The organism is Solwaraspora sp. WMMA2101 (assembly GCF_049179175.1).
GTDB lineage: Bacteria > Actinomycetota > Actinomycetes > Mycobacteriales > Micromonosporaceae > Micromonospora_E.
The window spans coordinates 3,025,871-3,052,680 of sequence record NZ_JBMHMA010000006.1 but is presented as its reverse complement, the minus strand read 5'-3'; the positions used below and the strand labels follow the sequence as shown (position 1 = coordinate 3,052,680).

The window sequence follows — 26,810 nt, the reverse complement described above, 5'->3', positions numbered from 1 at the left end:
CTTGCCGGTGACGGGTCCGCGACGTGCGGACCCCTTGTTCTGCCGCACTCATCAATCTCCGTCCGGAGAGAGCGGCAGGAACTGCCAAACGCCCGGCTGCTGCCACCCGCAGTCAGGCAGGGGGCATGAGGAAATCAACTGCAACGCCGCAAACCTAGCATGTCGCGGAGTTCCGGGTGGGCCCAAGCCGGGGCGACGGTGTCGGCGCGTTGCGCGCCTGCCCCTGCCCGGTGACCCCGCGCCCGGGAAGGCGGGGGTCACCGGGGACGTACCCGAGGTGAGCCGTGACCGGTGCGACTTCAGCCCACCCCGAGCAGGGTGGCCGCCGCGCCGGCCGGCACCGGATGGGCATCGAGCAGAGCAACCAGCTCCACCCGGTGCTGCCCGCCGGTCGACCCGTCGTCGTCCTGGTCACTGCCCGACCGGCCGCCGGTCGACAGCCCGCCGCCGGCCGACCGGCCGTCGGCTGGCGGCGCGACCGCGCAGTCGAACAGGTCCGCCACCGCGCCGGCGGTCAGCGGGAAACCGGTCAGCAGCTGCGGCACCGGTCCGGTCATCGCGTACCGGGTGATCTCCGGTCCGGACGACGGACCCGCCGCTGGCGCGGGCGCGCCCGCCGACACCCACGGCGGCGTCCAGGCGTCCACCGCCGGCAGCGCCGCCGGGAAGGTCCGGCCAGCCTCGCGTACCAGCACCGGCAGCAACTCGCCGGCCTGCTCGCGCAGCGTGGTCAGCAACGTCGGCAACCACGGCAGCAGCACCCGGTCGGGCAGCTTCCCGAACGCCGTCGACAACACCTCCACCACGAACGGCGCCAACGTCGGCACCGGCTCCAACGCCTGCACGAACCCGCTCAGATAGTGCGGGAACGCGCCGACGGTCAGCGGACTGGCCAACAGCTCGGTGCAGCGTTCCCGCAACTGCGTCAACGGCAGCTGACCGAGCTGGGACTGCGCCGCCCAGAGCAACGCCACCTTCGCCGGCGACTCCGGATGGGACTGGCGTACCGCCAGCTCCAGCTGGGCCCGGTCGCAGCCGAGCGCCATCGCCAGGCTCTCCATGCTCATCAGGAAGCCCAACATCGCGGCCACCTGACGCAGCCCGGTCTCGTCGTCGACGAACGCCGTCGGCAGCAGGGTGCAGTAGTGGGCGTACCCGGTGGTGACGAACGCCTGACACCATTCCGGCAGCTCGGCCGTACCGCTGGTGCGGTAGTAGGCCAGCAGCTGCCGGATCCGGTACAGCACCTCCGGGGCGTCGTCGACGGTACGTTCGGCGGCCAGCAGCTGCACCGCGCGGGCCCCGAGCTCGTCGGTGAACCGCCGGTTGGTCAGGTACAGCAGCGAGTCCTCCACGGCGGCGAGGGCCTTCGCCGCCGTGGCCTGCGGATCCCAGGCCGCCTTGCGTAGCCGCTGCTCCAGCACCTGCTCGATGGTGACGCCCTCGTAGCCGAGCTCGATGATCGACCGCTGGTGGCGACCGATCGCGACGTCCCAGCTCTCCTGCACGGACCGTTCACCGAGCCGCCGCTCGCCCATGATCGGCCGTACCGCCTCCGGCGGCAGCAGCCGACGCAGCATCCACAGCAGATCCGAGCAGGGTTGCAGCTCCGGCTGACCGTGCAGATCCAGCAACGCCCGCTGGACCGTACGTTTCTGCAGGTCCAGCCCGAGCGGCGCCAACCGGTCGTGCACGTCGCGAGCCAACGGAGGCAACGCGTCGTAGCCGACCCGGCCCAGCCGGTCGCCGCCGAACATGATCTCGCAGAGCCGGCGGACGTCGCGCCGGCCCGGCACCACGTCCTTCTCGATGCAGGTGACGGCGGCGTCGGCGAAGTCGTACGGCGTCGGCCGACGGCGGTTGCGCATCCCGGCCAGCAGCACCGACGTCTCGACCACGGCGATCGCGTCGGCCGTGCTGGCCAGGTAGCCGTTGCGCCGGGCCAGCCGGACGATGTCGACCGACCAGCCGAGCAGCTCGGCCTCGTCGAGCTCGCCGGGGCGGGCCGGGGTGGCCAGGAAGCCGCTGAGCCGGTCACCGGCGGTCGCCGTACCGGCAGCGGCCGGCGCGGTGGCCTTCGGTTTGCGGGCCGGCCGCTTGCGGCCACCGGCCTGCCCGGCCAGCCGGTACGGGGTGACCCGGCCGGCGGTCAGCGCCTTCTGCCAGGTCGCGGCGGCGATCGACACCGCACCGCCGGCCAGCCCGAACTGTGCCTCGATCGCCGAGTGGCTGGACGGGATCAGCCCGTACCGCCACGTGGTGCCGGTCCGCTCGGTGATCTCGAACGGTGCCGTCGACCGTACGCCGAACTGCTCGACGCGGCTGGCGGCGTGGAACGCGCCGCAGACGTACAGGCAGTCGGCCGGGTCGGCACCCGAGCTGGCGAGGTGCTCGCGCATCCGGGTCCACATGAAACGTTCCCGGTCCTCGTCGCGGTCGGCACGCGCGGTGTCGGTCGGCCGCAGCCGCCGGAACAAGCTGCCGATCATGACCATGACCTGCCGGTACGTGTCATGGTCGGCGCCGATCAGCGGCTGCTCGACGTACTGGTCCCACCACTCCGACCAGTGCCGCACCTTGCCGTGGTGCAGCAGGTACGCCTCCAGCTCGGCGAACCCGGGCCGCAGGTCGCCGATCTCCAGCCCGACGGCGTCACCGTGCAGGGCCTTCTCGTCGACCTGAGTCGGGTCGGCCGGGTCGTCGGCGTCCGTCGCCGGGGCCGTCGCCGTGCCGTCCTCGTCGGGCGGCGACTGCCACTGGAAGACGTGGTCGGCGGAGCGGTCCACCAGCAGCAGCTCCACCCCCGGCGTCTCCAGGGCGTACGCGATCGCCTGGTACTCGGCCGACGCCTCGGTGATCGGGGCGATCACGCTCAGCGGGCCGGACCCGGCCGGGAAGCCGGCCAGGTCGCTGGCGAACGCCTGCAACGCCACCGGCAGTTCGCAGTTGCGCAGCTCGGTCAGTAGCGGTTGCAGGTCCTCGCAGAGCTCCAGGTAGATCACCTTGGGCTGTTTCTCCCGCAGCCGGCGGACCATCGCCAACGCCGAGGACGGCGAGTGGTGGCTGACCGGGAAGATCTCCAGCTCCTCGGCGAGTGCCCGGTCGACGTCGTCGACCATGCCGGCGAGGATGCCGGTCAGCGCGTCCGGGCTGTCGGCGAACGCCGTCGCGGCGTCCGCCAACTGCTCCCGCAACGCCCCGAACCGGCTGTCCGACGATGCGCTCATGACAGGGTCGCGATGCTCTGGCGGCCGCCTTCGAGGAACGCCGACCATTCGCCGCCGTCGGCCTTGCTGCGCGGCTCGATCACCCCGTGCCAGAACTTGTTCAGGATCGCCAGGTCCTCCGGGCTGCGCCGGGCCAGCGAGCCGACCATCGAGCTGGCCAGGGTCTCGGCGCGCAGGGTCCGGTCGCCGAAGAACTGGCTGTGCAGGATCGCGTCCTCCAGCACCCCGATCTGCTCGGCGGTGGACAGCGCCGACTCCAACTTCTCGTCGTCGCTGGTCGCCGACGCGGCGGCGGTACGCAGGTCGGCGAAGCTCTGCAGCAGCACGTCCAGCAGGGTCGGCGGCACCTCCAGGTCGATCTGGTGGCGGCGCAGCAGTTCAGTGGTACGGAACTTGACGATCTCCGCCTCGCTGCGCTTGTTGGTCACCACCGGGATCCGGACGAAGTTGAACCGCCGCTTCAGCGCCGACGACAGGTCGTTGACGCCCCGGTCCCGGCTGTTGGCGGTGGCGATGATCGAGAAGCCGGGCTGGGCGAAGACGATGTTGTCCGAGTCCAGCTCGGGGATGGAGACGTACTTCTCGGACAGGATCGAGATCAGCGCGTCCTGGACGTCGCTGGTGGAGCGGGTCAGCTCCTCGAACCGGCCGATCACGCCCTGCTCCATCGCCGTCATGATCGGCGATGGGATCATCGACTGCCGGGACTGGCCCTTGGCGATCACCATCGAGACGTTCCACGAGTACTTGATGTGGTCCTCGGTGGTGCCGGCGGTGCCCTGCACCACCAGGGTCGAGTTTCGGCTGATCGCGGCGGCCAGCAGCTCGGCCAGCCAGCTCTTGCCGGTGCCCGGATCACCGATCAGCAGCAGGCCACGGTCGGAGGCGAGGGTGACGATGCTGCGTTCGACGAAGCTGCGGTCACCGAACCACTTCTGCGGGACCTGCCGGTCGAGGCCGTCGGCCGGCTCGGAGCCCAGGATGAAGGTGCGGACCATCTTCGGGCTGAGCCGCCAGCTGAACGGCTTCGGGCCGTCGTCGATCGATTCGAGCCAGTCGAGCTCCTCGGCGTACTTGATCTCGGCGGGGGCGCGCAGCATCTCTGCGGTCATGGGTGCGGGTTCTCCTAGTCGAAGGTGCTCGTGCGGCGAGCGGAACGGGGGATCAGGTGAGGAAGTTCTTGAGCTCGACGACGAGCTTGCGGACGTGCCCGGACAGCACCGGGGTGCCCTGGTCCTTGAGCCGTTGGCGGAACCACGGGTTGACGCTCTGCTGGCCGCCGCTGGAGACCGAGCCGACCGGGATCAGCTTGGCACCGCTGCGGTGCACCGCCTGCAGCCCGTCGAAGACCTCCTGCGACTTCCACTCGTAGAAGTCGGAGATCCACACCATGACGGTGTTGCGCGGGTCGACGATCTTGGGTCGGGCCAGCTCCAGCGCCGCCATTCCGTCGGTGCCGCCACCGAGCTGGGTACGCAGCAGCACCTCGAACGGGTCGTGCACCCACGGCGTCAGGTCCAGCGCCCGGGTGTCGTACGCGACCAGGTGGACGTCCACCTTGGGCAGCCCGGCGAAGATCGAGGCCAGGATGGTGCAGTTGACCATGGCGTCGACCATCGAGCCGGACTGGTCGACCACGACGATCATGCGGGCCGGGGTGGTCCGCTTCGCGGTCTGCTTGTAGAACAGCCGGTCGACGTAGAGCCGTTCGTCGCTCGGGCTCCAGTTCGGCAGGTTCTTCCAGATGGTGCGGTCCAGGTCCAGGTTGCGGAACACCCGCTTCGGCGGAACCGACCGGTCGATGGTGCCGACGCTGGTCTGCTGCACCTGGGTCTTGAGCACCTCGGCGACCTCGTCGACGAACCGCCGGATCAGCGCCTTGGCGTTGGCCAGCGCCACCCCGGACAGGTTCGACTTGTCCCGCAGCAGCTGCTCGATCAGCGACATGCTCGGGGTGAGCTGGCGGGCCAACGCCGGGTCGGCCAGCACCTCCCGCAGCCGCATCCGGCGGACCAGGTCGGCCTCGATGGTGCCGAGCAGCCCGTCGCGGCGGCCCGGCTGCGCACCGCAGGCCTGCTGGTACCAGCCGGCGTCGGACTGCCAGCCGGCCAACTGGGTGGCGGAGACCTCGCCGCTGCCGGTGGCGAAGATGTTGAGCAGCAGCTTGGCGGCGAGCGCGGCCCGGCGTACCTCGTCGGCACCGACCTGGCCCGCGTCGGCGTCGGCAGTGTCGTCCTCGTCGGGGGCCGTGCCGGCCTCGGTGTCGGTGTCGGCCGGCGGTGCGAGCAGGCCGGGTAGCTCCTCGGCGAGCTCCGGGAACCGCTGCACGACGGTGTCGATGGAGACCGACGGGTCGAGTACGGCGGCCGGCAACCCGATGTCGTCGACGATCGACATGCTGGCCCGCTCCAGGGTGGCCTGCTCCTGGCCGTCGAAGAGCCGGGCCAGCAGCCGCCAGTAGAGCACCTGCCGGCGGTTCTCGTGATGGTTCGTGATCTCAGTGGTCATTTGCGCAGTAACCGTCCCGCCCGTTCCCGCAGTACGGCGATCGGGTCGCCGGAGCGGGCCACCGCCTTGGCCACCTTCGGGTCGGTCGGGCCCTGCGCCCAGTCACCGGTGTGTACGGCGACCGACTTGCGCTTCACCGTGGCCTGTACGCCGATCGGCTGCACCGACCAGCCGCCACCACTGCCGCCACTGCCACCGCCGTCGCTGCCGTCGGTGTCGTTGGCGCCGGCGCCGGCGCCGGCGTCCCAGCGCAGCAGCCCGAGGCAGGCCGTCGAGCCGGCGACCAGGTCGGCGGTGAGCGGGCCGCAGGCCGGCAGCCGGTCGACGGCGACCGCGATCCGGGACCCGTCGACGTCGAAGGTCAGGCGGGCGTCGGTGTCGACCGTGTAGCCCTCCAGCAGCACCGGTTCGGCGATCGTGGCCGGATGCCGGTCCAGCGGCGGTACGGCCGGTGCCACCGCCTCGCCGAGCTGCACCCGGGCCACGGCGAACGGGTCGGCCGGCCCGCCGGGCCGGGCCTGCTCGTCGCGCCACACCAGGTCACCGCTGGGGTGCAGGAGCATGTCGGTGACGTCGAGGCTGAGCCGGCCGGCGAGCGCGGCCAGCAGCACCGGATGGTCGCCGAACAGCTGCCACAGCACCGGGCCGACGATGGTGTCGACCTTGGCGGCCGAGACGGTCAGCCGGACCAGTCGCGGCGGCTCGCCGCCGGATTCGAGCAGGGCGTGCACCTGCAGCGCCACGGCGGTGCCGTGCTCGTGCACGTCGACGCCGAGCGGCAGCAGCCGGCCGGAGACCGGTTCCGGTGCGGCCGGCGCACCCGGCGGACTGGTCAGCAGCATGCTGCGGGTCCACAGGTCGGCCCACCGGCGCACCGGCAACCGGTCCAGGGTGGCGACCGGGCTGGCGTAGGCCAGCTCGGCGGCGAACCCGTCGAGCAGCACCGCGCAGCGGCGCAGCGTCGGCTCGGCCAGCAGCGCGTGCAGCGCCTGCTGGCTGGTCGACACCAGGTCGTGGTCGACGTTGCGCCAGCCGGTGATGACCAGTTCGGCCAGCCAGGAGCGGGCCGCGAGCAGCCGGCCGTCGACCGCCCCGGTGGCGGCGGTCGGCACCGACCAGCCGGGCCGGGGCCGGCCGAGTGCGCCGTCGAGCTGGTCGCGCAGCGCGTCGTGGACGGCACCGACGATCGCCGTACGGGCCCCGGCGAGCCGCAGCAGCTGTTCGTCGCCGACGGAACCGGCCGCCACCTTGTCGACCGCTTCGGCGACGGCGGCACCGAGCGGCGTCGCGGCGACCGCTGCGGCGACCTCGGTCAGCGCGGTGGTCTGCTCCGGGCCGAGCCGGCTCAGCCCGGCGACCAGCGCCCGGTCGAAGCCGTCGACGACGTCCCACGCCTGCGTCACTCCGGCCGGTACGCCGCCGGTCAGCTCGGCGAGCTGTGTGCCGCGCATCAGGCCGCCACCGCCCCGGCCGGGAACCAGTGCAGCTCCGGCAGCGGCTCGGCACTGCCGGGCAGCTCCAGGTAGGACAGGTGGCGCAGGAACCGGCTGAACACGGCCGCCGCCGGTGACTCGGCCGCGGTCTTGACGTAGCGGTCCAGGCTCCAGACGATCTGGTGGCCCATCGTGACCTCGCTGTCGATCTCCATCCGGAGGAAGCGGAGTACGGGTTCGGCGCCGTACTGCACGATCGCCTCCTCGGCGAGCAGGACGATGTGGTTGCAGGCCGCGCCGTGCAGACCGCCGCACGGCCGGTTGTTGTTGGTGCTGCAGCTGAGCTCGTGCGTGCCGGCGGCGATCGACGACACGTAGACCCGCCCGATGTCCGATCCGCTGGACACGACGCCCTGCAGGCGTCCGTCGGCCATCTCGACGAAGGGCACCTTCGTCAGTTTGCGGGGTCGTGTTGCGGGCACCACCCGCGCCGTGCTGCGCCGCTCGACGGCGGCGTCGTCCGCATCCACTGAGTTGCCCTCCAGGCATGGTCGACCGCAGCGGTCACCCGCCGTCACCGACGGCGGCCCCGCTGCGGATCGGGTGATCCGTACGCGAGAAGTTGTATCGAACCGGTGCGACAAATCGAGGGCGACCGCCGGTGACCGGCTGCGATCGGCCGCGACCGGCGGCGACGGGTGGTGCCGACGCGTCGCGCAAAGGCGGCTGTACGCTAAACTTCTCTTTCCGCATCTAAGAGAATGACGATAGGGACTGATGAGTACGCAGTGGCTCTCCGTCGAGCAGGTCGCGGAGCGGCTCGACCTGCACGTGCGTACGGTGCGTGGCTACATCCGTGGCGGCCGGTTGTCGGCCGTACGGATCGGGAAGCAGTACCGGATCGCGCAGGCCGACCTCGACGCCTTCACCGGCCGATCACCGAAAGTGAGCGAACCGGGTCGCCCGGTCGTCGAGGTGTCGGCGGTCGTCGACCTCGACGGCGTCGATGCCGCCGCCGCCGACCGGCTCGCCACCCTGCTCGTCGCCGGGGCGCAGGGCGGCAGCGGGGCGTCGGCCGAGCCGCCGCTGCGGCTGCAGACCGGGTACGACCCGGCGCGCGCCCGGTTGAAGATCGTCGTCTTCGGCGGCCCGGCTGACGTCGCGGCGATCCTGTCCACCATCGACCTGATGACGAGACCGGGCAGCGGCATGTTCCACCCGAGCACTGCTGAAGGGACGGGGGATGACGGCGATGGCTGACGAGATCATCGAGGTGGCCGGCGTACCGGTGCTGGTCTGCGCCGCCGACGGGCCGCCGATCGCCAGCGAGCAGGACGCCCTCGACGTCATCGGTGCAGCCTTCGCCGGTGCCGACGTCGTCGCCGTCCCGGTCGAGCGGCTGGACGGCCGTTTCTTCGCCCTGCGTAACGGGGTCGCCGGCGGCATCATGCAGAAGTTCGTCAACTACCGGCTGCGGCTGGTCGTCGTCGGCGACATCGCGGCATACACGGCGGGCAGTACGGCACTGCACGACCTGGTGACCGAGTCGAACCGGGGCCGGCAGGTCTGGTTCGTCGACGACCTCGACGCCCTCGCCGCCCGGCTCGCTGGCAGTTGACGCCAGTTACAGGTGACGATAATTGATCAACTGTGATGGGGAGTGGCGACAGCCCGCAAGGCTGGCCTTGGTGCCGAGGAAGATCAGCAGACCCGGTGTTGACGAACTCCATCATGATTGCTGCATATGCGCATGAGGCCCGGGGCGATCACCTGCCACTCGACGATTCCGGGATAGCAGGGACACCTCCAACTTTCGGGCGGGCCATCGAGCCGTTCGCCTATGGACGGTCGCTGATCGATCGACAGGGGGCGACAGGCTGCCTGCTATCGATCTACGCTGCGTAAGCCCAAGGAGGCACGAAGTACTTGAAACTCTGGTTTGTATGACCCCTAGGAGGTACAGTCTTGACTGTACTTGGCCGCACCACCTGCGAAGACTGTGGGCGCACCTGCTACCAGCGAGGAGGGCGTTTGATGGTAGAAGGGGCAAGACTCTCTTCGGGGAAGGTGCTGGTGGAAGAGTTCTTCGAATCGCTAGCGGGTAGGAAATTCCGGGACGGCCTGCGAAGAGTGTCCGGGATGGACCTTCTTGCGGCGATTGCCCTGCGATTTGAGGATCTGGCGAGGACTGGGACTCTTCCGATCCCGAGGGAACTCAATGAGTTACGGTCTGATATTTGGGAAATAAAAGCCGAGAGGGTGAGGTTGCCCTTCTATTGGACGCAAATTCCTTTTGCGAGCAGGGCGATACGATTAACTCACGGCTTCATAAAGGCCACCGCAAAGACGCCGCGTAAGGAGATCGATTGTGCTATCTGGGTCCGAAAGGAGGATTTAAAATGAGCTATCTTTACGACCGGCTTTCGTCAACGAGGGAGGGAAGCCGCGCGTTGTCGGCGGCGAGACTCAGGTATCAAGTACTCAAAATCCTTCACCGATCTTTGGAGCGATCGGGATTGACGCAGGTGGAATTGGCAAGAAGACTTGGAGTTCGCAAGTCGGCAGTGAATCAGGTTTTCCGTAGTGATGGCAACCTTCGGGTGTCGACTCTCGCCGAGTATCTTCATGAAATGGGAAGTGAGTTGGCGATCGAGGTCGTAAAAGTTGGGACGCAGAGATCGGCTGCTGTCGAAGAAATGGATCGTGAGTGGCGCGCGTCTAGGCAAAAAGTCGAGTCGTATTCGTCGCCCTCCCGGTTGTCGCCGGTCGAGTTGGAGGCCATCGACTGGCGCTCCGCATCCACGTCGAAGTTGTTCCAATCCTTCGCTACGGCTGATTGAGTAGATGCGGATTCTCATGTCAGGAAATGATCAAACTGTGCTCGACGAAATATCTAGTCGAGTTGAGCTGGGAAATATCTTCTTTACGCGACTGTCGGCTGACTTGAAGCAACTGCGTCATGTTGAGCGCATGGGAATAGAAGTAGAGGTTTCCTACGCGATCCGGTCAAATAAATTGCTCTACAGATTCAAGGTTAAATGTGAACTTTACGGAAATTCGTCGAGTGCGGCTCGTGGTGAAGTGGCTCATCCAGAAGCTGACTCGGTTGAACTCGCTCGCATAGAGCTTGATCTTGTTTCTGAGTATATGCCGGAAAAGGACTTCCAGCTACCGGGATCTGAAGTTCTGGAGGAGTTTGGAGATAAAATAGCGGTTTATGTTGCATACCCGTATATAAGAGAGGCTGTAAGCTCTATGACGCTGCGACTAGGTTTTCCTGCCCTAACTTTGGGATTGCTTCAGGATGGCCAAAGGGTGCCGTCGTCAGCAACGGGAAGAAGGCCTTGACTTGATGGCTGATTTGGGCTTGAGTATGGTGGTGCAGCTTTCCGTGAAGGCTGGTGCAGCCTGCTGAAGCTAGGCTCACGGCATGACAACTGCTGGAAAGCGTTGAGTGGCGTATCCTTGTTTTGGTGCCGCTAGCTACGTTTAGTCGGCAGGCGCGATGAGAGTGCTATCGATTATCCAACCTCGCCGGTGCGCGGTAGCGACTTTTAAGGCGTTTCATGCGCTATCTCATGTACCCATTCTGGATATAAAGCATGTCCCCGCTCCCCAGTGCATCGAGCGCTACGGCAACGCGTCGCCAGACGTAGGGCCGGAGCCGCTGCTGTGCCTGTTCCGGCGTACAGAACTCGAACGCAGCCAGCTCGGTATCCGAGATCTTGAGTCCGGCAATCTGCTCATCGGTCAGCTCGCCGCCATCGAAGATGAACGAGAGTAGGTCGTCCCAGGGGCCGTGTGGTGCTACCCAATCGACCACCAGCAGCCTGGCTATATGCACGTCCAGGCCGAGTTCTTCTCGGAGCTCGCGGCGAACGGCATCATGGGGCGGCTCGTTGGCTTCCGCCATGCCGCCGGGCAGGTCCCAGTCCGGCTTGTACTGCGGGTCAACGAGGAGGATCCGTCCCTTCCGGTCCCGGATGAGTGCGTCAGCACTTACACGCTTGCGTGGCTGTTTGGCGTTGCCTTCCGCCAGATGCGCCCGCCACGCCTCCGGGTCACGCTCATACAGCGGAGCATCATCGCTCACGATCTCTCCCCAAGCCTCGATGGCCCGCTACGTTCGTCCTGGGTACGCCACTGGTATAGCCACGCCCGCTCACGTAGCGCCTCATCAAGGCAACTCAGGAACTCGGCCACTACCCGAGCACTCCGGTGTGGCTCGAGCAAACGCCTGAGATCAAGAAGCTGCTGGACGACGATATAGGAACCTAGCTGCCGGGTAGCGTCCAGCACCTCTTGAGCGACGGCACAAGCTTCCTCGGGCCTACCCTGGGCTACGAGCACAGTCACGAGGATGAGCTGTCCGAATGCGCGACTTCGCGTGCGGTCTCCCGGCCGTAGTTCGACGACCCGCTCGGCCTGCCGTTTCGCCTGGCCTAGGTCGCCAAGCTGGCGCAAGCACCGGGCGGCCTCGTTGGCCAGCGAGCCTTCATCGAAGTGGCTGACCCACGGCGACCGTTCCTCGGCCGGCTCTGCTTCAAGCACCCGCTCTGCCTCAATGAGGTGCTGTGCGCAGTCGTCCGGTTGTCTCAGCGCGGCGAAGGCACGGGCTTGCATCGCGAGGAGGCGAGCTTCGAGTTCGGGCGACCGCGGACCGCACGACAGCGTCTCACGGCCTCGTCGTGCGTATTGGAGAGCGTCGACCGGTTTGCCCCGATGGTGCGCGAGGTGGCTCAGGCTGGCGAGGATGTGCACGCCGAGCTGCCGGTCGTTTCCGAGTTTGACCAGTTCGAGTGAGCACGCAAAGTGCTGTTCGGCGGCCTGGTCCCGACCGGCGTCGTGAGCCATCCACCCGGCCATCTCGGTCAAGGCGGCTGCGGCCGTGAACGCCAACTGCCCATCGCTGCTCTGGTCGACTCCGAACATGCATGGTGCGACTTCGGCTTGCAGGTACTGTACGACCGTAGCGTAGAGGTGACCGCCGCCGACTTGGCGGTCCGCCGCTCGGAACGACTGCATTGCGGACGCGTAGCCATTGCCACGAACCTGCGGCAGGCCGGACGACGGAGGCTGAAGCAGGGCCGGTGCCGGCACTGCTTGTCTCGGTACTGCCTCCACCTTCGTATCGACCATACGAGAGTCGTCGCTCGCAGACGATGTGCTGGGCAGCTTGAACCACAGAAGCTGTTCAGGAATCCTGAGCGTGCGGACCCAGTGCGTCAGGCTGTCGAGATGTCGAACCGGCGGGCCGTTCTCGATGCGGCTGATCTGGGCTTGTGTCAGGCCGAGCCATCCGCCGACGACGCTCTGCGGAACGCCATCCTTTCCGTAGAAGGCGATGTTCTTTGGGTGCTTGCGGTACGCGCGCGAGACGTGGCCGATGTGCTGCGCTCGGAACGCGTCCCGGAACTGATCGGTATCCCAGAAGTCATCCGGCGACTCCGGCGGCTGGATGGCGAACGCGCGCGCCTTCGCCTGACACGGCGCGCACCGCTCGCTCTTGTTGTCTCGGGCGAGGCGCGTTCCGCAACGGCAGTAACGCGCCTTGCGGTTCGCGTCCATGATCGTCCTGATCCTCGAAGCGGCATCCTGATCAGCAATTCTAGAGCGGGATCAGCCTACGCGCTGCACCGCATACGCGGCATGTATGGCGTGTATACGCCTGCGGTCATGTCCGGTACGACCGAGCGGCCCCACTATCGATTTACCGGACCTGTCCCCAACCAGGGAGGACGACAAGGTCCAGACTCGACGGCCCTGTGGGCGTACTGCCGATTGAGGCTGCGCGTGCAGGGCGGGCGGCCCGACCTCCGCACCCCCGTTCGGGGTCGGGCCGCCCTTCCACCCGCTCCACCCGAAGACCATGACTGATCAGCGAGTGTGAAAGGCGGTCCTGCCGTGCGCGGACTCCTCGACTTCCTCCCCACGAAGCTGCCGGCGGCCCATCGGTAGCGTGCCGGCCGGCCGTTCACCTGCCGATCCCCGGCCCGGTGACGAGCTGGTCATCGATGGGCGGGCGAGTGTGCAGTTCGCGGCCGGCCGAGGTTTCCGGTTCCGGGTGACGACGGTGGACAAGGGCTGGACGTACGACGGTTGGGTCTGGCTCGCCGGCTACGTGCTCGGACCCGGCGGGGAAGCCCGTGAACGCCGCGACATCTTCGTCCAACGCGCCGGCCTGCGCTTCGCACCCCACCGACGCCGCTGACCAGGGCGGCAACACCACGACATGCATCGCACCTTCTCCACCCGTACCCCCTTGATTGAAAGGTGGTCCTGCCGTGCGCAGACTGTTTGACCTGTTCCGCCGGCCGCCGCTGCGCAGCCGCCGGCACCGGCGGTTGCTCGACGAGTTGGCCGAGCACACCCGCCGCAACGCGGCGCAGGCCGCCGGCCAGCGTCGGCCGGTGCCGAACACCGTCGGTCACTACTACGGCAGGCCGGTGCGGCCGTCGATCAGCCCCGGCATGGTCCGCGACCGCGCCTTCGGCGACCGCGTCCGGCGCGGCTGCGACCCCACCGAGGTACGCAGCTTCCTGCACCTGGTTGCCGACGAGCTGACCGCCCTGCGCGCCGAGCTGCGCTCCACCCAGGACGAGAACCTACGGATCAAGCAGGCGCTGCGGGACTGGCAGTCGGAGCAGTTCCAACAGTTCCAGGCAGGGGCGGCGTGACCGGGGTCAACGCCACTCCGGCCGGCCCGGTCCACGTCATCGGGTACGGGTCGCAGCGTCGGCGGGCGCAACTCGTCTTCACCGTCGCAAACCTGGACACCGGGGCGGTCGCCTCCACCAGCCTCGTCCCCGGATCGTTCACGCCGATCCACACCCCGGGCGGCACGTGGTGGCTGCCGTACGCCCCGATCGTCACCGACCTGGCCACCCACGCGGGCGTGGCCGCATCGACGCTGCGCGACCCGGACTTCCCCGACGAACCGGGCCGACTGCCGTCGTCCGGGCTGACGCTGCCGATCCAGTGGCAGCCCGACATCCCGGAACAGGACCGCCGGAAGTGGGAAGCCGTCGCGCTCGCCGACCGGCGCAGCACACCGTGGCTGGTCCTGATCGGCCGCAGCAGCGAACCGCCGCCGCCGGGGGAGCCGGCCAGGCTGCTGGGCCGGCTGTGTGCGCTCGCCGATCAGCTGCACGTCGACCTGGTCCTCGAAGCGCGGCCCAGCTCCATCGGGCGCGGGCTGAGCTGGGACGTACGGTTCGAGCTTGCCGGCGGCGCGGTGCCCGACTATCAGCACCGGTGGATCGGGGACCTGCCGACGGCGCTCGCCACCATCCCCGCCGACCGGGCCGCGACCGGCCTGACGGTCGCCAACGCGGGACTGCCCGCCCACTACCTGACCGAGGGTGCGCTCACCCCGGCTGCGGTGCCGGTCGGGCTCGACGGCCACCCCGGCGGCCACGACCTCGACCAGCTCGAACGCCGGATGCTCGCCGACGCCGAGCAACACGGCGGGGCGCAGGCGATCTGGCGCAACCGACACTGGTGGCACACCAGCCTGCGACCCGCCGACACCGCCGGCCGGTTCGTGCGCGGTTGGGAGCCACCGCGCCCGGCGTACTGGGGCGAGCAGATCCCCACCCACCCCTGCCAGCGCTGCACCAACCCAGCCGGCACGGCTGATCCGCCGTACTGCACCGACTGCTACGGCACCCGGCGGGTCCGGCGCGGCGCGGTGCTGACCGTCACCGACCTGCGCGGCCGGACCGTGCACCGCAACTGGCTACCCGACGACGACGGGCCACAGCACCAGCCCCCGACGCGGACGCACACCGACCAGCCGTCCGGTAGCACGGTGTGGCAGCTCAGCGAGCACTACCAGGTCGGCCCGCTCGCGGCCGGCTTCGGCGTCGAGCCGACCGACCTGACCGACATCGACGGCGAACACGTCGTCGACCAGCACCTGCGCCTCGGCGTCAGCCAGGTGGCCCACGACGGCGGCGACCCGGTCGCCGCGTACCTCGGGGAAGTCGCCGCCACCAACGACGGCGGCCGACTCCTGGTCAGGGCCAACCACTGGCCCGGCCCCACCCTCGACGAACTCGCCGCCGTCGTGCGCGGACTCGGCCTCGCGTTGGACGTCACCGTCACCGACCACCGCCGCAACACCGGCCGACCTGAACTGCTGCAAGGCCACACCTGGTCGGTACGGGTCGTCGACCCGGCCACCCCGCTGACTGTCGACCCGCTGCCCACCAGCGCCTGCCTGCCCGAAGCCGTCGCGCTCTGCCACCGCTACCTGCACGGGGCACTGCGCGCCACCGTCCCCACCGACCCCGAACAACCGATGTGCGTCCCACAACAGCCGGCGACGACCGGTCCCGGTCCCGACGTGGCCGGCCTCATCACCGAGGTACGCCGCCTCGCCGCCGCCCACCCCGGCGAACCTGCCACCATCCGGCTCCTGTTTCCCACGGACAGGGCCAGCGGTTGAAACGGTCCGCTCAGAGCACCGTCGCGCCGACCAACTGCCCGATGGCGAAGGTGACTGCCATGGCCAGGGCCCCGCCGGCCACAAGCCGGACGACTGCCCGATCCGCGCGGGCCGAGCCTAGTTTCGCGCTCACCGCACCCGTCGCCGCGAGGGTGAGCAGCACGACGACGAACGTCACAGGCACCCTCGCGTCGGGTGGCGGCAGCAGGATCGCGACGAGCGGCAGCAGCGACCCCAGGGTGAAGGCGATCGCCGAGGCGGCAGCCGCGTGCCAGGGGTTGGTCAACGAATCCGGGTCGATCCGCAACTCGACGTCGGCGTGCGCGGCGAATGCGTCCTTCGCGGTCAGCTCCTCCGCCACCAACCGGGCGGTCCCGGCCGACAGACCCTTCGCGACGTACAGCTCGGTCAGCTCGTCCAACTCCTGCTCGGGGAAGCGTTCGAGCTCCATGCGCTCCTTCGCGAGCAGTGCCCGTTCGGAGTCACGTTGGCTGCTGACCGACACGTATTCGCCCAGGGCCATGGAGACGGCTCCCGCCGCCACCCCGGCGACCCCGGCGGTCAGGACCGGACCGGTGGCGATGGTCGCGCCGGCCACGCCCACGACGAGACCCGCCGTCGACACGATGCCGTCGTTGGCACCCAGCACCCCGGCCCGCAACCAGTTCAACCGGGTGGAGATCCCGGCGCCGTGCGGCTCGTCCACGTGGGCCACACCGGACCGACCGGCTCCCGTACCTTCGGCATTCATTCGGATCACCTGCCACCGCAACCGTACGGCGGGCGTCGAGCCACGGCAACGAAGCCAAGCCTGTGCTACCTCAGTGGACCGACGGTGCAGTTGTGCCTGCCGGTACAGCCGTGACTGGCCGCCGGGTCCGGCTGGCCGGCCCGGCGGATGCGGTGCCGGGTTAGCTCCCGCAAACAGCGGGTACGCGCGCCGGTATGCGGCGAATCTGGAGCGGGTTGCTGGCCGGTGCCGCCGGCACCAGCGCCCTCAACATGGTCACCTACCTCGACATGGTCGGGCGGGCCCGGCCGGCGAGCAGTACGCCGGAGCGCAGCGTCGGCCGGCTCGCCGACACGTTGCACGTCGACCTCGGTGACGAGCAGACCGCCAGCAACCGGCGGGCCGGTCTGGGGCCGCTGCTCGGCTACGCGACCGGGCTCGGCGCCGCCGCGCTGTACGCGGTGGCCGGCCCCCGGCGGGCCCCGGTCTGGGCGGCGACCGGGCTGCTCGCCGCGTTGGCGATGGCCGGCTCGGACGCGCCGCTGACCCTGCTGAAGGTCACCGACCCACGGCAGTGGAGCGCCGCCGACTGGGCGTCGGACATCGTGCCGCACCTGGCGTACGGCCTGGTCGCCGCCGCCGTGCTGCACCGGCTGCAGCACCGCGACTGACCGCGTACCGCCGGCTTTTCAGAGCCAGTCGTGCTCGCGGGCGTAGCGGGCCGCGTCGTGCCGGGTCCGGGTCTGGGTCTTCTGCATCGCGTTGGACAGATAGTTACGGACGGTGCCCTCGGCGAGGTGGAGCCGGACAGCGATGTCGGCCACCGAGTAGCCGTCGCCGGTCGCCCGCAGCACGTCGACCTCCCGGTCGGTAAGTGGGCAGTCGTCGATGACGGCGAGCGCGGAGACGTCCGGATCGACCCACCGCTTGCCCGCGTGCAGGGTGCCGATGACCGAGGCGATGTGCGCAGGCTCCGCCGACTTGCTGACGAAGCCCTGGACGCCGAGGCGGAGAGCCTTCCGGAGCACGCCTGGTCGGGCGTGCCGGGTCAGCATCAGGATGACCTGTTCGGGCCGGGTCTGGCGGATCTGGGCGACGGCGCCGAGCCCGTCCACGCCGGGCATCTCCAGGTCGATGACGAGGACGTCGGGCCGGTGCTGCAGGGTCGCGGCGACGGCCGACGTGCCGTCGGCGGCCTCGGCGAGCACGGTGATGTCGCCTTCGAGTGGCAGCAGCGCGGCCATCGCCTTGCGCAGCAGCACCTCGTCGTCGGCGAGCACCACGGTGGTCGCTGGGGCGTCGGTCTGCGTCATCGATCCTCCACGGGTGCTCCGGCCGGCGCACCGGGGCCGGGGCGCGGGAAGGTGGCGGCGGTCAGGAAACGTCCGTCGGTCTGCTCCACGGTGAGCTCACCGGCGCTGCCGGCCACCCGTTCCCGCAGCGTGGCCAGGCCGTGCAGCTCGGGCAGCGGGCTGGACGGCGCGCCGTCGTTGACGACGGTGATGCCCGATCCGGTCAGGGTGATCTTCACCTGGGTGGCCTGCGCGTGCCGCAGGATGTTTGTCGTCGTCTCGCGCAGGACCTGGCCGAGCAGTTCGTCCGCGTGGGTGTCGACCTCGGCCTCGCGGTCGACGTGGACCCGGATGCCGGCCGCTTCGAACAGGTTCTTGGCGTTCTCCAACTCGGCGGAGAGGTTGAGCCGCCGCTGTGCGTAGGCGAGTTCCTTGGTCTGCTTGATCGTGTCGCTGACCAGCGAGTAGATCTCCCGCAGCTCGTTGTCGGCCCGGTCGGGGTCGCTGCGGACCAGTTTGCGGGCCAGCGCGATCTTCAGCTTCGCGACGTGCAACGTGTGGCCCTGGATGTCGTGCAGGTCGCTGGCGAACCGGACCCGCTCCCGGAAGACGGCCAGCTCCGCTTCCCGCCGGCGGGACTCCTGCAACTCGTCGACGACGTCGTAGAACCGCTTGTTCGGAAACATCAGGCCGGTGACCACCGCGACCGCACCGGCGGGAAGGACGACGTACTGCAGGAGGACGTCGGAGACGCTCTCGGACGACACCAGCAGCCGCGTCGCGCCGACCGCCGCGACGTAGCCGACGAGACCGACGGCCGCCGCGGCCCGGTACCGCTTCAGATTGGGGACGACGAGGGAGCCGGCGAGGGCCAGGCCGTAGGAGGCGCGCGGGCTGTCGATCATCAGTACGCCGAGCGGCCAGACGGCAGCGGTGACGATCAGACAGTACGGTGCGAACCGGGGCAGGTCACGTGCCGTCCACCGTTCGAAGGCCACCAGCGCCGCGACCACACCCGAGGCCAGGATGACCGCGTCCCACCAGGTGCGGGAGTCCGCCACCACCACGACAGCCCCGCCGACGGCGAGCGGCGGGACCAGCATGACGAGGTTGAGCTTGCGCAGCCGCCGCCGCGTGGGCTCGGTGTGCTCGGGCATCTCCTGAGTATTCGTCCGGATCCGGGCTGGCCACCAGTGACACTACGTCACGGGTTCACCGGCAGAAATGTCATCGCGAAGTGGTGACACGGCCGCACTGACCGGCGGGCGCGGTGAGCGCTGGAATTGACGGCATGTCCACCACACCAGTCATCGACGTCGAACGCCTCAACGTCTCGTACGGTGATTTCCACGCCGTCAAGGACCTCTCCTTCCAGGTACGCAAGGGTGAGCTCTACGCCCTGCTCGGCACGAACGGGGCCGGCAAGACCTCGGCGTTGGAGACCATCGAGGGCCACCGTACGGCGACCTCAGGTGTCGTGCGGGTCTTCGGGCGCGACCCCGGTGACCGCGCGGCCGTGCGACCCCGGACGGGCATCATGCTCCAGGAGAGCGGATTCTCCCCGGACCTCACCGTGCGGGAATCGGTCCGGCTGATCGGCAAACTCAGCCAGCGGGTCGACCACGTCGACCGGGTGCTCGACCTGGTCGGCCTCACCGGCAAGGCCGGCACCCTGGTCGCCCAGCTCTCCGGCGGGGAGAAGCGGCGGTTGGATTTCGCCACCGCCGTGTACGGGGCACCGGAGCTGATCTTCCTGGACGAGCCGACCACCGGCCTGGACATCCAGTCCCGTGACGGCCTGTGGGAGGTCGTCGACAACCTGCGTGCGGACGGGTCGACGGTCGTGCTCACCACCCACTACCTGGAGGAGGCGCAGCAGCGCGCCGACCGGATCGGGCTGATGCACCAGGGCACCCTGCGCCGGGAGGGGACCGTCGCCGAGCTGACCCGGTCCCTGCCGGCCGTGATCAGCTTCGCCCTGCCGGCGTCCGTATCGAGTCCGGCGCTGCCGCTACCGGCCGAGTCGGGCGACGGCGACGCGGTACGCATCGAGACCCTCGACCTTCAGCGGGACCTGCACACCCTGCTGCGCTGGGCGCAGGACCACGACGTGGAGCTGCGTGGCCTCGAAGCCGGGCCGACCCGGCTCGACGACGTGTTCCGCGCCATCGGCACCGACTGACCCCCGCGTCTACTGACCCCGTACCGACCTTCTCCCGAACGGACCGTGTCGCCATGCTCTCCATCGCAGGCAGTGAACTGATCCAGATCTTCCGGAACCGGCTCGTGCTGGTCACGAGCTTCGTCATGCCCGTCGTCGTCAGCGCGTTCTTCATCTACCAGCACGAATCGTTCGTGAGCCTCGGCAGCCTCGGCTACATCGCCGGGGTGGTGGTGTTCACCGTGGGCGCGTTCGGGTTGTACGCCACCACGGTCACCACGTTGGCCTCCCGCCGGCAGAACCTCTTCCTCAAGCGGCTGCGCTCCACCACCGCCACCGACACCACGATTCTCGCCGGCCTGCTCACCCCGGCGACCGTCATCGCCGGAGTCCAGGCCACGGCGATGCTGTCCGTGCTGGGGGTGGTGTCCGACCGGCCGGCGAACGTGCCGCTGCTGGCGGCGGCCGTCGTCGCGACGATGATCATGTTGATCGGTCTGGGCCTGGCCACCGCCGGGCTGACGAACTCCCCCGAGCACGCCCAGGTGACCACGCTGCCGGTCAGTCTCGGCGTCATCGCCGTGACGAGCTGGGTCGGGCTCACCGGCACCGAGGATCTCACCCTGCTGAAGCGGGCCCTGCCCGGCGGCGCGGCCACCGAACTCGTCGTCGACGCCTGGAACGGCGGCGTCGCCGTGGCCGACTCCCTGGTCCTGCTCGCACCCACGCTGGGCTGGGTCGTCGTCGCCCTCGCCCTGGCCGCCCGACTCTTCCGCTGGGAACCGCGCCGCTGACGGCACCGGTGGACTGTCAGTCAGTACGTAAGGCCGTGGCCGTAGCGGAACAACGGGTCCGGGTCGTCGAACGGCGTGTCCGGCTGTCCGGCGAGCACCGCCTGCTGGCTGCGCGGCAGGTCGAACGGCAGCCGGCCGGCCGGCGACGCCTGCCCGGCCAGCACGTCGATCAGCGCGGCGTCCTCGACCCCGAAGCTGACCAGCAGGGCGGCGACCCGGCCGACGAGCGCGGTGAGCACCGCCGGCCGGTCCAGGTAGACGTCCACGACGGTCGGCACCCGCTCGGCGATCGCCAGCACCCGGTCCAGGGCACCCGGTGGATGCTCCAACGGGCCGGCGTGGAAGTACGCCTCGACCGGGCCGGTCCGCCGCTCGAACGGCGCTGCCAGCCGCAGCACCGCCACGTCGGCCTGGCCCGGATCGGTCACCACCGTCCAGCGGGGCGACAGGGCGGCGCGCAGCGGGCCCTCGGCGTACACCCGCAGGCCGGCGGCGAGCGGCAACCGGGCGTACCCGCCCGGCGCGGCATTGTGCAGCAGTGTCACACAGGCCCGCTGGGCGGCCAGCCCGTCGGCGCGGGCCGCCGCGTTGCCGACCTCCTGCGCCGCCTGCTCCGGGTCGACGTACCGGTGGTCGAACAGCCCGAGACGCACCTTGTCGGCCAGGATCCGGGTGGCCGATTCGTCGACCCGGTCCTCGGTGACCTGGCCGGTGCGGACCAGGTCGACCACCAGGTCCGGGCGGGCCTCACCGCCGAACTGGTCGACCCCGGCGTGCAGCGCGGTACGCAGCCGCTGCGCCGGGTCGAGATGCTCGACGCCCCAGGCGCGGGCGGGTCGGTGTTCACCCCGGAAGCAGGCGTCGGTCAGCACCCCCCAGTCGGCGCAGATCACCCCGTCGAAGCCGAGCTGGCGGCGCAGCAGGCCGGTCACCACCTCGTGGTTGAAGGCGAACGCGACCGGCGGCAGCTCGGTGCCGACCGGCAGCCCGTAGCCGAGCATGACCTGCGCGGCACCGGCCCGGACGGCGGCCACGAACGGCGCCAGGTGGGCGGCGAGGCGGCCACCCGGGTAGGCCTGTTCGGCGCCGTACCGGAAATGGGGGTCCTCGCCGGTGCGGACCGGGCCGCCGCCGGGGAAGTGCTTGACCAGCGCGGCGACGCTGCCGGGTCCGAGCGTCGGGCCCTGCAACCCCTGCAGGTACGCCACCGTCAGCCGACTGACCAGTTCCGGGTCCTCGCCGAAGGTGCCCAGCACCCGTGGCCAGCGCGGGTCGGTCGCCACGTCGGCCTGCGGGTGCAGCGCGGCCCGGATGCCGACCGCCAGGTACTCCCGGCGGACCGTGTCGGCGTGGCGGCGGACCAGTTCGGGGTCGCCGATGGCGGCCAGGCCCGCCGGCTCCGGCCAGGTCGAGAAGGCACCGGCCAGGGCGGCGGTGTTGGGGTTGGCCGACCGGGCGTGCCGGGGATCGGTGGAGACCGTCACCGGTACGCCGAGCCTGGTCGACGCGGCCAGATCCTGCAGGTGGTTGTGCCAGCGGGCGAGCTCCTCGGCCGACGCGGTACCGACCAGGTTGACGTGGTTGATCCGGCGGCACAGCACCAGATCCTCGGCGGCGAGCAGCCCGGCGTCGGGGTCGGCGGCGGCGAGGGTGCCGCCCGGCCCGATGCCGATCATCGGATGGAACAGCAGGCCCGCCTTCTCCGGCAGGCTCATCCGGGCCAGCAGGTCGTCCACCTGCGGTGCCGAACGGGTAATGGTGCTCGTACGCAGGGTCACCGGGTCGACGCTAGTGCGCGCGGCGGCCGGGGGAGTGGCGGTTGCCCGACGACCGCCGGTTTGGGTCACCGACGGCAGGGAAACCGTGCACCGGCCGACGCGGGGAGCCGCACTCCGACCGGGGCGGGGAGGCACGATGCCGCGACGACGGGTGTTGATCTTCAGCATTCCCAACGAGGGGCACCTGAACATCCTCAAGCGCCTGGTCCGGGACCACCGGACCGAGGAGACGTTCCGGATCGTGCTGGTCGACCGGCAGACCACCGTGCCCCGACTCGGTGACCTGGCCGGGTTGACCGTCGACGTACCGGGGTGCGGGGCCTTCCGCAACACCCCGGCCGACCAGGTGTTCGCCCGGGCGTACCGACTGTTCGGCGAGTGCCTGGCGGCGGGCCGTGACTTCCGTCCGGACCTGGTGGTGTACGACTTCTGCGCGGTGGAGGGCAACCTGGTCGCCCAACGGCTCGGGGTGCCGGCGTGGAGTTCGGTGCCGGGCCTGGTCGGGCCGATGACCGACACCGGCTACCTGCGGCGGGCGCTGGCCTCGCCGGCGAACACGGTGGCGCTGTCCCGGCTGCGCCGGCGGTACGGCGTCGACGTCGACCCCGCCACGGTCGAACTGATCTCGAACAGCCTGCACCTGCCCGGTACGCAGAACATCCTCTGGTCGTACCCGTCGGTGACGCCACGCGACTTCGGCCGTGGCCGGGCCCCGGCCCGGTACCGGTTCGCCGGCTACCTCTCCGACGGCTGGTGCCGACCCGACCGGCCGACCACCCGGCGGCCACTGATCTACCTGTCCTTCGGCACCGAGGTGCTGGACAACCTGTGGCACACCGACCCGCCGCTGGTCGGCGCGCTGCGCCGGTGCCTCGCCGGCCTGACCCGGCACTGGTCCACCGCCGACGTCCAGGTGGTGTTCCCGACCCGGGGCCGGCGGATCCTCGACCGGTACCCGGCGAACTGGACCGTCACGTACGCCGTCGACCAGCAGCAGGTGCTGAGCCGTGCCGACGTGTTCGTCACCCACGGGGGCAGCAACAGTTTCCACGAGGCGGTCCTGGCCCGGGTGCCGATGGTCGTGGTGCCGTTCTTCGGCGACCAGCCGCTGGTGGCCCGGCAGGTGCAGCGGCTCGGGATCGGCATCGACCTGGACGCGGGCGCGGCGACCGACCGGGACGCGGCGCACCGGCTGCTCGACGCCGGCTGCGCCGGCCGGATCGCCGACGCCGTGGCCCGGGTCCTCGGTGACCCGTCCTACCGGGACAACCTGGAGCGGCTACCGCTGGCCGGCGTACTGCCGTCGCCGCTGCCGGTCTGACCGGCAGTGCCGGAGGCAGCCTGACCGGCAGTGCCGGAGCCGGTCTGATCAGTGGTGCCGGCGGCGGCCTGCTCGACCTGGGAGATGGTCCACGCCGCGTTGATCAGACCGATGTGCGACAGCCCCTGCGGGAAGTTGCCGATCAGGCTGTCGTCGCGGCGGTCCACCTCCTCGGCGAGCAGCCCCAGGTCGTTGGCGCAACCGGTGGCCCGGTCGAAGACCCACCGGGCCCGGTCCGGTCGACCGGCCAGGGCGAGGGCCTCGGCCAGCCAGTACGAGCAGATCAGAAACGCTCCCTCGTCGTCGTCGCCGGTCCAGCGCTGCACCAGACCGTCGTGGCCCAGTTCGCGTTCGATGACGTCGACGGTCGACACCACCCGGGGATCGGTGCCGGGCAGGAATCCCATCATCGGCATGGTCAGCACTCCGGCGTCCAGGTGCGGGGAGCCGAACGCGCCGGTGAACGCCTGCCGGTCGGCGTTCCAACCGTGGGCGAGGACCGCCGCCCGTACGTCCTCGCGGGCCCGCCGCCACCGGCTCACCTCGGCGTCCGCGCCGAGCAGCCCGGCCAGGCGCACCCCACGGTCCAGCGCCACCCAGCACATCAGCTTCGAGGTGACGTAGTGGCGGTCACCTTCCCGGCCCTCCCAGATCCCGGCGTCGGGCTCGGTCCAGCCGGTCGCGGCCCGGTCGGCGACGGTCCGCAGGAACCCGGCGGTGCCCGCCGACAGCCCGCCCAGGTAGTCCCGCATGATCCAGGCGCCGTGCAGCACCTCGCCGAGGACGTCGAGCTGCCGCTGCCGCCAGGCGGCGTTGCCGACCCGTACCGGCCGCGACCCCCGGTATCCGGCGAGGTGGTCCAGGGTGTGTTCGGTCAGGTCCCGCTCACCGCCGACCCCGAACATCACCGGTACGGGCTGACCCGCCGGCAGCCCGTGTCCGTCGGTCGGGACACCCGTGGATCCGGCCATCCAGTCGAAGAACCGTTGCGCCTCGTCCGGGCAGGCGGCCACCCAGAGCGCCTGCATGGTGAAGGCGCCGTCGCGCAGCCACCCGTACCGGTAGTCCCAGTTGGCACCGCCGCCGACCTCCTCCGGCAGCGACGTGGTGGCGGCCGCCACCACCGCCCCGGTCGGCTGGTAGGTCAGCGCCTGCAGCACCAGCGCGCTGCGCCGTACCTGGTCGCGGTAGGGGCCCTGGTAGGTGTGGTGCAGGTCGTCCCAGGACCGCCAGGCGGCGACGGTGTCGGCGAGCGCCTCCGGCGCGAGCGGTACGGCCGGTGGGGCGTCGGCCGGCGAGTGGGCCAGCGTGAATCCGACGGTCTCGCCAGCGGTGAGCCGCAGCCGCGCGGTGGCCCCGCCGTCGACGACGGTCAGCGGCGCGTCGCCGGTGAGGACCAGCCGGTCGGCGCCGCCGGTCAGCCGGATCTGCCGCCCGTCGTCGGTGGCCACCGGCGTGACCAGCCCGTACGACGGCCGGGCCGCCACCTCGACGCGCACCTCCACCGTGCCGGTGAGGGCCTGCACCCGGCGCAGCAACTGGTGCGGCGAGGCCGTCCCGATCTGGTGACCGCGTTCGCCGCCACCCAGGGCCAGGGCGTCGGTGACCCGGACGTCACCCGTCGGGGTGTGGAAGTCGGTCTGCAGCACCATCGTGCCGTCGAGGTAGCGCCGCGACGTCGCGTGCGGGCCGACCGGGGTGATGCTCCAGTGCCCGGCCTGCGGGTCGAGCAGCCGGGCGAAGACGCTCGGTGCGTCGAACCGGGTCGGGCACCACCAGTCGACCGACCCGGCCCGCGACACCAGGGCGGCGCCCTGGCAGTCACTCAGCAGCCCGTAGCCGGCGATGTCGGTCACCTCGTCGGCTACCCCGCCCGTGCCGGTTCATGCCGGCGGAGTCTGCCCTGGCCGATCCGGCATACGAGTGGCTCGAACGGCGGCACCGGGTTCCGCGCCGAGCTGGCCGACTCGACCCGAGTCGAGGAAGACCACGTAGTAGGCAACGGTCCCGGTCGCGTCCGGGTCGCCCGCCGGCAGGTCGACTCGTTCGTAGCCGAGCAGCCGACCGGTCGCGCTGTCGACGACGATCGTGTCGCGGGTCGGTGTGCCGTCCATCGTTCCGGTCGCGCTGATCGCCACCCCGGACCGGCCGGCCCGGTCCAGCACCGGCCCATGGGTGTACAGCTCGGTGTCGGCGAGCACGGCCAGCGCGGCGGCCCGGTGCGGCGCGGACAGGTCGTGGAACCGGTAGAGGCCGACCACGGAGCGCAGGACGGCCTGCGGACCCTCGTCCAGCGGTTGTTCCTCGGCGAGCTGACCGGCCAGTACGGTCCGGTCGGCGGACGGGTCCGGCACCGCCACGCCGAGCGTGCCCGGCCGGTAGCTGACCAGTTCCGGCGACGCCTGCGGGTCGGCCGGGTCGGTCCGGGTCTCCTGCCCGGAGCGGTCGCCGGTCCACCACAGGCGTTGGTCGTAGGAGCCGGCGGTGAGCCCGGTGGCCGGGTCGTCGCCCCACCAGGTACGCAGGTGGACGTAGGTGTACCGGCCGCCGGCCGGGAGGTCGGGCTGGCTGTCGACGTGCCGGGCGATCCCGGCGAGCTGGTGCCGGGCCGGCGTGACACCGTGGCCGGTGGTCAGCGGCAGCGGTGCGTCCGGGTCACCCGCTGCGGCAGGGTCCGCTGCGGTGGAGCCAGGTCTGGTGGAACCGGGTCCGGGTGGGCCGCTGTCGCCGTACGGCCGTAGCGCGCCGACGCCGCCGACCAGCAGCACCACGACCGCGGCGAGGAAGACGGGCGGACCCCATCGGCGGAGCCGGTGCCGGCCGGCTGGCTGCAGCCGCGCCGGCCGCGCCGGCCGGGGCGGCTGCGGCGGCTGGGGCGGGCCGGCCCAGCGGATGCGCGGCCGGTCCGGCAGCAGTGGGCGTGGCCGGTCGGCCCAGACGCCGTGCAGCACGGTCGCCCAGCGTCGTACGGGACGCCGGTGAGCGGCCGCGATCAGCCCGACGACGTCGATGTCGGGTGGTGGCGGAATCCTGCCCGACCTGGGCAGCAGGACCTTGCCGGCCAGCCGCACCAACTCGTCGCGGCGGACGTCTTCCTCGGTGGTCTGTCGATCCATC

Annotated in this window: 24 protein-coding genes and 1 pseudogene; 12 read left to right on the top strand and 13 right to left on the bottom strand. The window is 70.4% G+C overall.

Annotation, left to right across the window (positions count from 1 at the left end; all coding sequences use genetic code 11):
- Positions 1–299: 299 nt before the first annotated feature.
- From ACN28F_RS14670 to ACN28F_RS14650, 5 genes are read right to left on the bottom strand one after another with little or no spacing between them, the layout of a single operon-like run.
- Positions 300–3,227, bottom strand: a complete 2,928-nt coding sequence (locus tag ACN28F_RS14670; RefSeq protein ID WP_421358224.1) for a DUF5682 family protein — start codon at positions 3,225–3,227, stop codon at positions 300–302.
- On the bottom strand, positions 3,224–4,339 hold the full coding sequence (locus ACN28F_RS14665) for an ATP-binding protein (protein ID WP_289208525.1): 1,116 nt from the start codon (positions 4,337–4,339) through the stop codon (positions 3,224–3,226). Before ACN28F_RS14665 ends, ACN28F_RS14670 begins: the two co-directional genes overlap by 4 nt.
- A 52-nt stretch (positions 4,340–4,391) precedes the next feature.
- The gene (locus ACN28F_RS14660; protein ID WP_421361402.1) at positions 4,392–5,723 is read right to left on the bottom strand and encodes a vWA domain-containing protein; all 1,332 of its coding nucleotides are present in this window, start codon (positions 5,721–5,723) and stop codon (positions 4,392–4,394) included.
- Between the two features lie 8 nt (positions 5,724–5,731).
- On the bottom strand, positions 5,732–7,186 hold the full coding sequence (locus ACN28F_RS14655) for a hypothetical protein (protein ID WP_421358222.1): 1,455 nt from the start codon (positions 7,184–7,186) through the stop codon (positions 5,732–5,734).
- Positions 7,186–7,602, bottom strand: a complete 417-nt coding sequence (locus tag ACN28F_RS14650; protein WP_421361401.1) for a hypothetical protein — start codon at positions 7,600–7,602, stop codon at positions 7,186–7,188. The genes ACN28F_RS14655 and ACN28F_RS14650 overlap by 1 nt, the downstream gene beginning before the upstream one ends.
- A 343-nt stretch (positions 7,603–7,945) precedes the next feature.
- On the opposite strand from ACN28F_RS14650, the gene ACN28F_RS14645 reads away from it, so the two are divergent.
- The 5 genes from ACN28F_RS14645 to ACN28F_RS14625 all read left to right on the top strand — a co-directional run bounded on the left by ACN28F_RS14645 (position 7,946) and on the right by ACN28F_RS14625 (position 10,516).
- Positions 7,946–8,428, top strand: coding sequence for a helix-turn-helix domain-containing protein (locus ACN28F_RS14645; RefSeq protein WP_289208522.1), 483 nt, complete (start codon positions 7,946–7,948; stop codon positions 8,426–8,428).
- Positions 8,421–8,786 (top strand): DUF4180 domain-containing protein, encoded by a 366-nt coding sequence (locus tag ACN28F_RS14640; protein ID WP_289208521.1) that lies wholly within the window; start codon positions 8,421–8,423, stop codon positions 8,784–8,786. The genes ACN28F_RS14645 and ACN28F_RS14640 overlap by 8 nt, the downstream gene beginning before the upstream one ends.
- Positions 8,787–9,202: 416 nt before the next feature.
- The gene (locus tag ACN28F_RS14635; RefSeq protein WP_289208520.1) at positions 9,203–9,571 is read left to right on the top strand and encodes a type II toxin-antitoxin system RelE/ParE family toxin; all 369 of its coding nucleotides are present in this window, start codon (positions 9,203–9,205) and stop codon (positions 9,569–9,571) included.
- Positions 9,568–10,008: a helix-turn-helix domain-containing protein gene (locus ACN28F_RS14630; protein WP_289208519.1), complete on the top strand. Its 441-nt coding sequence runs from the start codon at positions 9,568–9,570 to the stop codon at positions 10,006–10,008. The genes ACN28F_RS14635 and ACN28F_RS14630 overlap by 4 nt, the downstream gene beginning before the upstream one ends.
- 4 nt (positions 10,009–10,012) lie before the next feature.
- Positions 10,013–10,516, top strand: a complete 504-nt coding sequence (locus tag ACN28F_RS14625; protein ID WP_289208518.1) for a hypothetical protein — start codon at positions 10,013–10,015, stop codon at positions 10,514–10,516.
- 223 nt (positions 10,517–10,739) lie between these two features.
- Here ACN28F_RS14625 and ACN28F_RS14620 read toward each other — a convergent pair whose 3' ends face one another.
- On the bottom strand, positions 10,740–11,261 hold the full coding sequence (locus ACN28F_RS14620; protein ID WP_289208517.1) for an NUDIX domain-containing protein: 522 nt from the start codon (positions 11,259–11,261) through the stop codon (positions 10,740–10,742).
- Positions 11,258–12,736, bottom strand: coding sequence for a DNA-binding protein (locus ACN28F_RS14615; protein ID WP_421358219.1), 1,479 nt, complete (start codon positions 12,734–12,736; stop codon positions 11,258–11,260). Before ACN28F_RS14615 ends, ACN28F_RS14620 begins: the two co-directional genes overlap by 4 nt.
- Before the next feature lie 391 nt (positions 12,737–13,127).
- On the opposite strand from ACN28F_RS14615, the gene ACN28F_RS14610 reads away from it, so the two are divergent.
- The 3 genes from ACN28F_RS14610 (at position 13,128) to ACN28F_RS14600 (ending at position 15,617) form a co-directional block, all read left to right on the top strand.
- Positions 13,128–13,379, top strand: coding sequence for a hypothetical protein (locus ACN28F_RS14610; protein ID WP_289208514.1), 252 nt, complete (start codon positions 13,128–13,130; stop codon positions 13,377–13,379).
- 73 nt (positions 13,380–13,452) lie between these two features.
- Positions 13,453–13,845, top strand: a complete 393-nt coding sequence (locus ACN28F_RS14605) for a DivIVA domain-containing protein (protein ID WP_421358218.1) — start codon at positions 13,453–13,455, stop codon at positions 13,843–13,845.
- The gene (locus tag ACN28F_RS14600; RefSeq protein WP_421358217.1) at positions 13,842–15,617 is read left to right on the top strand and encodes a hypothetical protein; all 1,776 of its coding nucleotides are present in this window, start codon (positions 13,842–13,844) and stop codon (positions 15,615–15,617) included. Before ACN28F_RS14605 ends, ACN28F_RS14600 begins: the two co-directional genes overlap by 4 nt.
- Before the next feature lie 10 nt (positions 15,618–15,627).
- Here the strand turns inward: ACN28F_RS14600 and ACN28F_RS14595 are convergent, their stop codons facing one another.
- Positions 15,628–16,323 carry a VIT1/CCC1 transporter family protein gene (locus tag ACN28F_RS14595; RefSeq protein ID WP_421358216.1) on the bottom strand — a complete coding sequence of 232 codons (696 nt, stop codon included), beginning with the start codon at positions 16,321–16,323 and terminating at the stop codon, positions 15,628–15,630.
- 239 nt (positions 16,324–16,562) lie between these two features.
- On the opposite strand from ACN28F_RS14595, the gene ACN28F_RS14590 reads away from it, so the two are divergent.
- Entirely contained in the window at positions 16,563–17,018 is a 456-nt protein-coding gene (locus ACN28F_RS14590) for a hypothetical protein (RefSeq protein ID WP_289208510.1), read from the top strand.
- Between the two features lie 18 nt (positions 17,019–17,036).
- Here the strand turns inward: ACN28F_RS14590 and ACN28F_RS14585 are convergent, their stop codons facing one another.
- On the bottom strand, positions 17,037–17,660 hold the full coding sequence (locus tag ACN28F_RS14585) for a response regulator transcription factor (RefSeq protein ID WP_421358214.1): 624 nt from the start codon (positions 17,658–17,660) through the stop codon (positions 17,037–17,039).
- Positions 17,657–18,796: a sensor histidine kinase gene (locus ACN28F_RS14580; RefSeq protein ID WP_421358213.1), complete on the bottom strand. Its 1,140-nt coding sequence runs from the start codon at positions 18,794–18,796 to the stop codon at positions 17,657–17,659. The genes ACN28F_RS14585 and ACN28F_RS14580 overlap by 4 nt, the downstream gene beginning before the upstream one ends.
- Before the next feature lie 134 nt (positions 18,797–18,930).
- Between ACN28F_RS14580 and ACN28F_RS14575 the strand changes: the two genes are divergently transcribed.
- Together ACN28F_RS14575 and ACN28F_RS14570 are read left to right on the top strand one after the other, a co-directional pair.
- Positions 18,931–19,821, top strand: coding sequence for an ABC transporter ATP-binding protein (locus ACN28F_RS14575; RefSeq protein ID WP_421358212.1), 891 nt, complete (start codon positions 18,931–18,933; stop codon positions 19,819–19,821).
- Between the two features lie 53 nt (positions 19,822–19,874).
- Entirely contained in the window at positions 19,875–20,594 is a 720-nt protein-coding gene (locus tag ACN28F_RS14570; RefSeq protein ID WP_421358211.1) for an ABC transporter permease, read from the top strand.
- A 20-nt stretch (positions 20,595–20,614) separates the two neighbouring features.
- On the opposite strand, the gene ACN28F_RS14565 is transcribed toward ACN28F_RS14570, so the two are convergent.
- Positions 20,615–22,372 carry a glycoside hydrolase family 3 protein gene (locus tag ACN28F_RS14565; protein WP_421358209.1) on the bottom strand — a complete coding sequence of 586 codons (1,758 nt, stop codon included), beginning with the start codon at positions 22,370–22,372 and terminating at the stop codon, positions 20,615–20,617.
- A 136-nt stretch (positions 22,373–22,508) separates the two neighbouring features.
- Here ACN28F_RS14565 and ACN28F_RS14560 point away from each other — a divergent pair, with 136 nt between their 5' ends.
- Positions 22,509–23,693: a glycosyltransferase gene (locus ACN28F_RS14560; protein WP_289208504.1), complete on the top strand. Its 1,185-nt coding sequence runs from the start codon at positions 22,509–22,511 to the stop codon at positions 23,691–23,693.
- Positions 23,694–23,746: 53 nt separating this feature from the next.
- Here the strand turns inward: ACN28F_RS14560 and ACN28F_RS14555 are convergent.
- A pseudogene (locus ACN28F_RS14555) lies at positions 23,747–25,549 on the bottom strand (glycoside hydrolase family 15 protein); the annotation flags it as partial.
- A gap of 27 nt (positions 25,550–25,576) precedes the next feature.
- Positions 25,577–26,809 (bottom strand): hypothetical protein, encoded by a 1,233-nt coding sequence (locus ACN28F_RS14550; RefSeq protein ID WP_289208503.1) that lies wholly within the window; start codon positions 26,807–26,809, stop codon positions 25,577–25,579.
- Position 26,810 lies beyond the last annotated feature (1 nt).

What these genes read in the sequence shown, in the direction of transcription:
- ACN28F_RS14580 (WP_421358213.1), bottom strand. Translation starts at nt 18,796, where the DNA reads ATGCCCGAGCACACCGAGCCCACGCGGCGGCGGCTGCGCAAGCTCAAC.
- ACN28F_RS14570 (WP_421358211.1), top strand. Translation starts at nt 19,875, where the DNA reads ATGCTCTCCATCGCAGGCAGTGAACTGATCCAGATCTTCCGGAACCGG.
- ACN28F_RS14640 (WP_289208521.1), top strand. Translation starts at nt 8,421, where the DNA reads ATGGCTGACGAGATCATCGAGGTGGCCGGCGTACCGGTGCTGGTCTGC.
- ACN28F_RS14590 (WP_289208510.1), top strand. Translation starts at nt 16,563, where the DNA reads ATGCGGCGAATCTGGAGCGGGTTGCTGGCCGGTGCCGCCGGCACCAGC.
- ACN28F_RS14550 (WP_289208503.1), bottom strand. Translation starts at nt 26,809, where the DNA reads ATGGATCGACAGACCACCGAGGAAGACGTCCGCCGCGACGAGTTGGTG.
- ACN28F_RS14585 (WP_421358214.1), bottom strand. Translation starts at nt 17,660, where the DNA reads ATGACGCAGACCGACGCCCCAGCGACCACCGTGGTGCTCGCCGACGAC.
- ACN28F_RS14645 (WP_289208522.1), top strand. Translation starts at nt 7,946, where the DNA reads ATGAGTACGCAGTGGCTCTCCGTCGAGCAGGTCGCGGAGCGGCTCGAC.
- ACN28F_RS14635 (WP_289208520.1), top strand. Translation starts at nt 9,203, where the DNA reads ATGGTAGAAGGGGCAAGACTCTCTTCGGGGAAGGTGCTGGTGGAAGAG.
- ACN28F_RS14560 (WP_289208504.1), top strand. Translation starts at nt 22,509, where the DNA reads ATGCCGCGACGACGGGTGTTGATCTTCAGCATTCCCAACGAGGGGCAC.
- ACN28F_RS14575 (WP_421358212.1), top strand. Translation starts at nt 18,931, where the DNA reads ATGTCCACCACACCAGTCATCGACGTCGAACGCCTCAACGTCTCGTAC.
- ACN28F_RS14665 (WP_289208525.1), bottom strand. Translation starts at nt 4,339, where the DNA reads ATGACCGCAGAGATGCTGCGCGCCCCCGCCGAGATCAAGTACGCCGAG.
- ACN28F_RS14625 (WP_289208518.1), top strand. Translation starts at nt 10,013, where the DNA reads ATGCGGATTCTCATGTCAGGAAATGATCAAACTGTGCTCGACGAAATA.
- ACN28F_RS14630 (WP_289208519.1), top strand. Translation starts at nt 9,568, where the DNA reads ATGAGCTATCTTTACGACCGGCTTTCGTCAACGAGGGAGGGAAGCCGC.
- ACN28F_RS14670 (WP_421358224.1), bottom strand. Translation starts at nt 3,227, where the DNA reads ATGAGCGCATCGTCGGACAGCCGGTTCGGGGCGTTGCGGGAGCAGTTG.
- ACN28F_RS14615 (WP_421358219.1), bottom strand. Translation starts at nt 12,736, where the DNA reads ATGGACGCGAACCGCAAGGCGCGTTACTGCCGTTGCGGAACGCGCCTC.
- ACN28F_RS14650 (WP_421361401.1), bottom strand. Translation starts at nt 7,602, where the DNA reads ATGGCCGACGGACGCCTGCAGGGCGTCGTGTCCAGCGGATCGGACATC.
- ACN28F_RS14655 (WP_421358222.1), bottom strand. Translation starts at nt 7,186, where the DNA reads ATGCGCGGCACACAGCTCGCCGAGCTGACCGGCGGCGTACCGGCCGGA.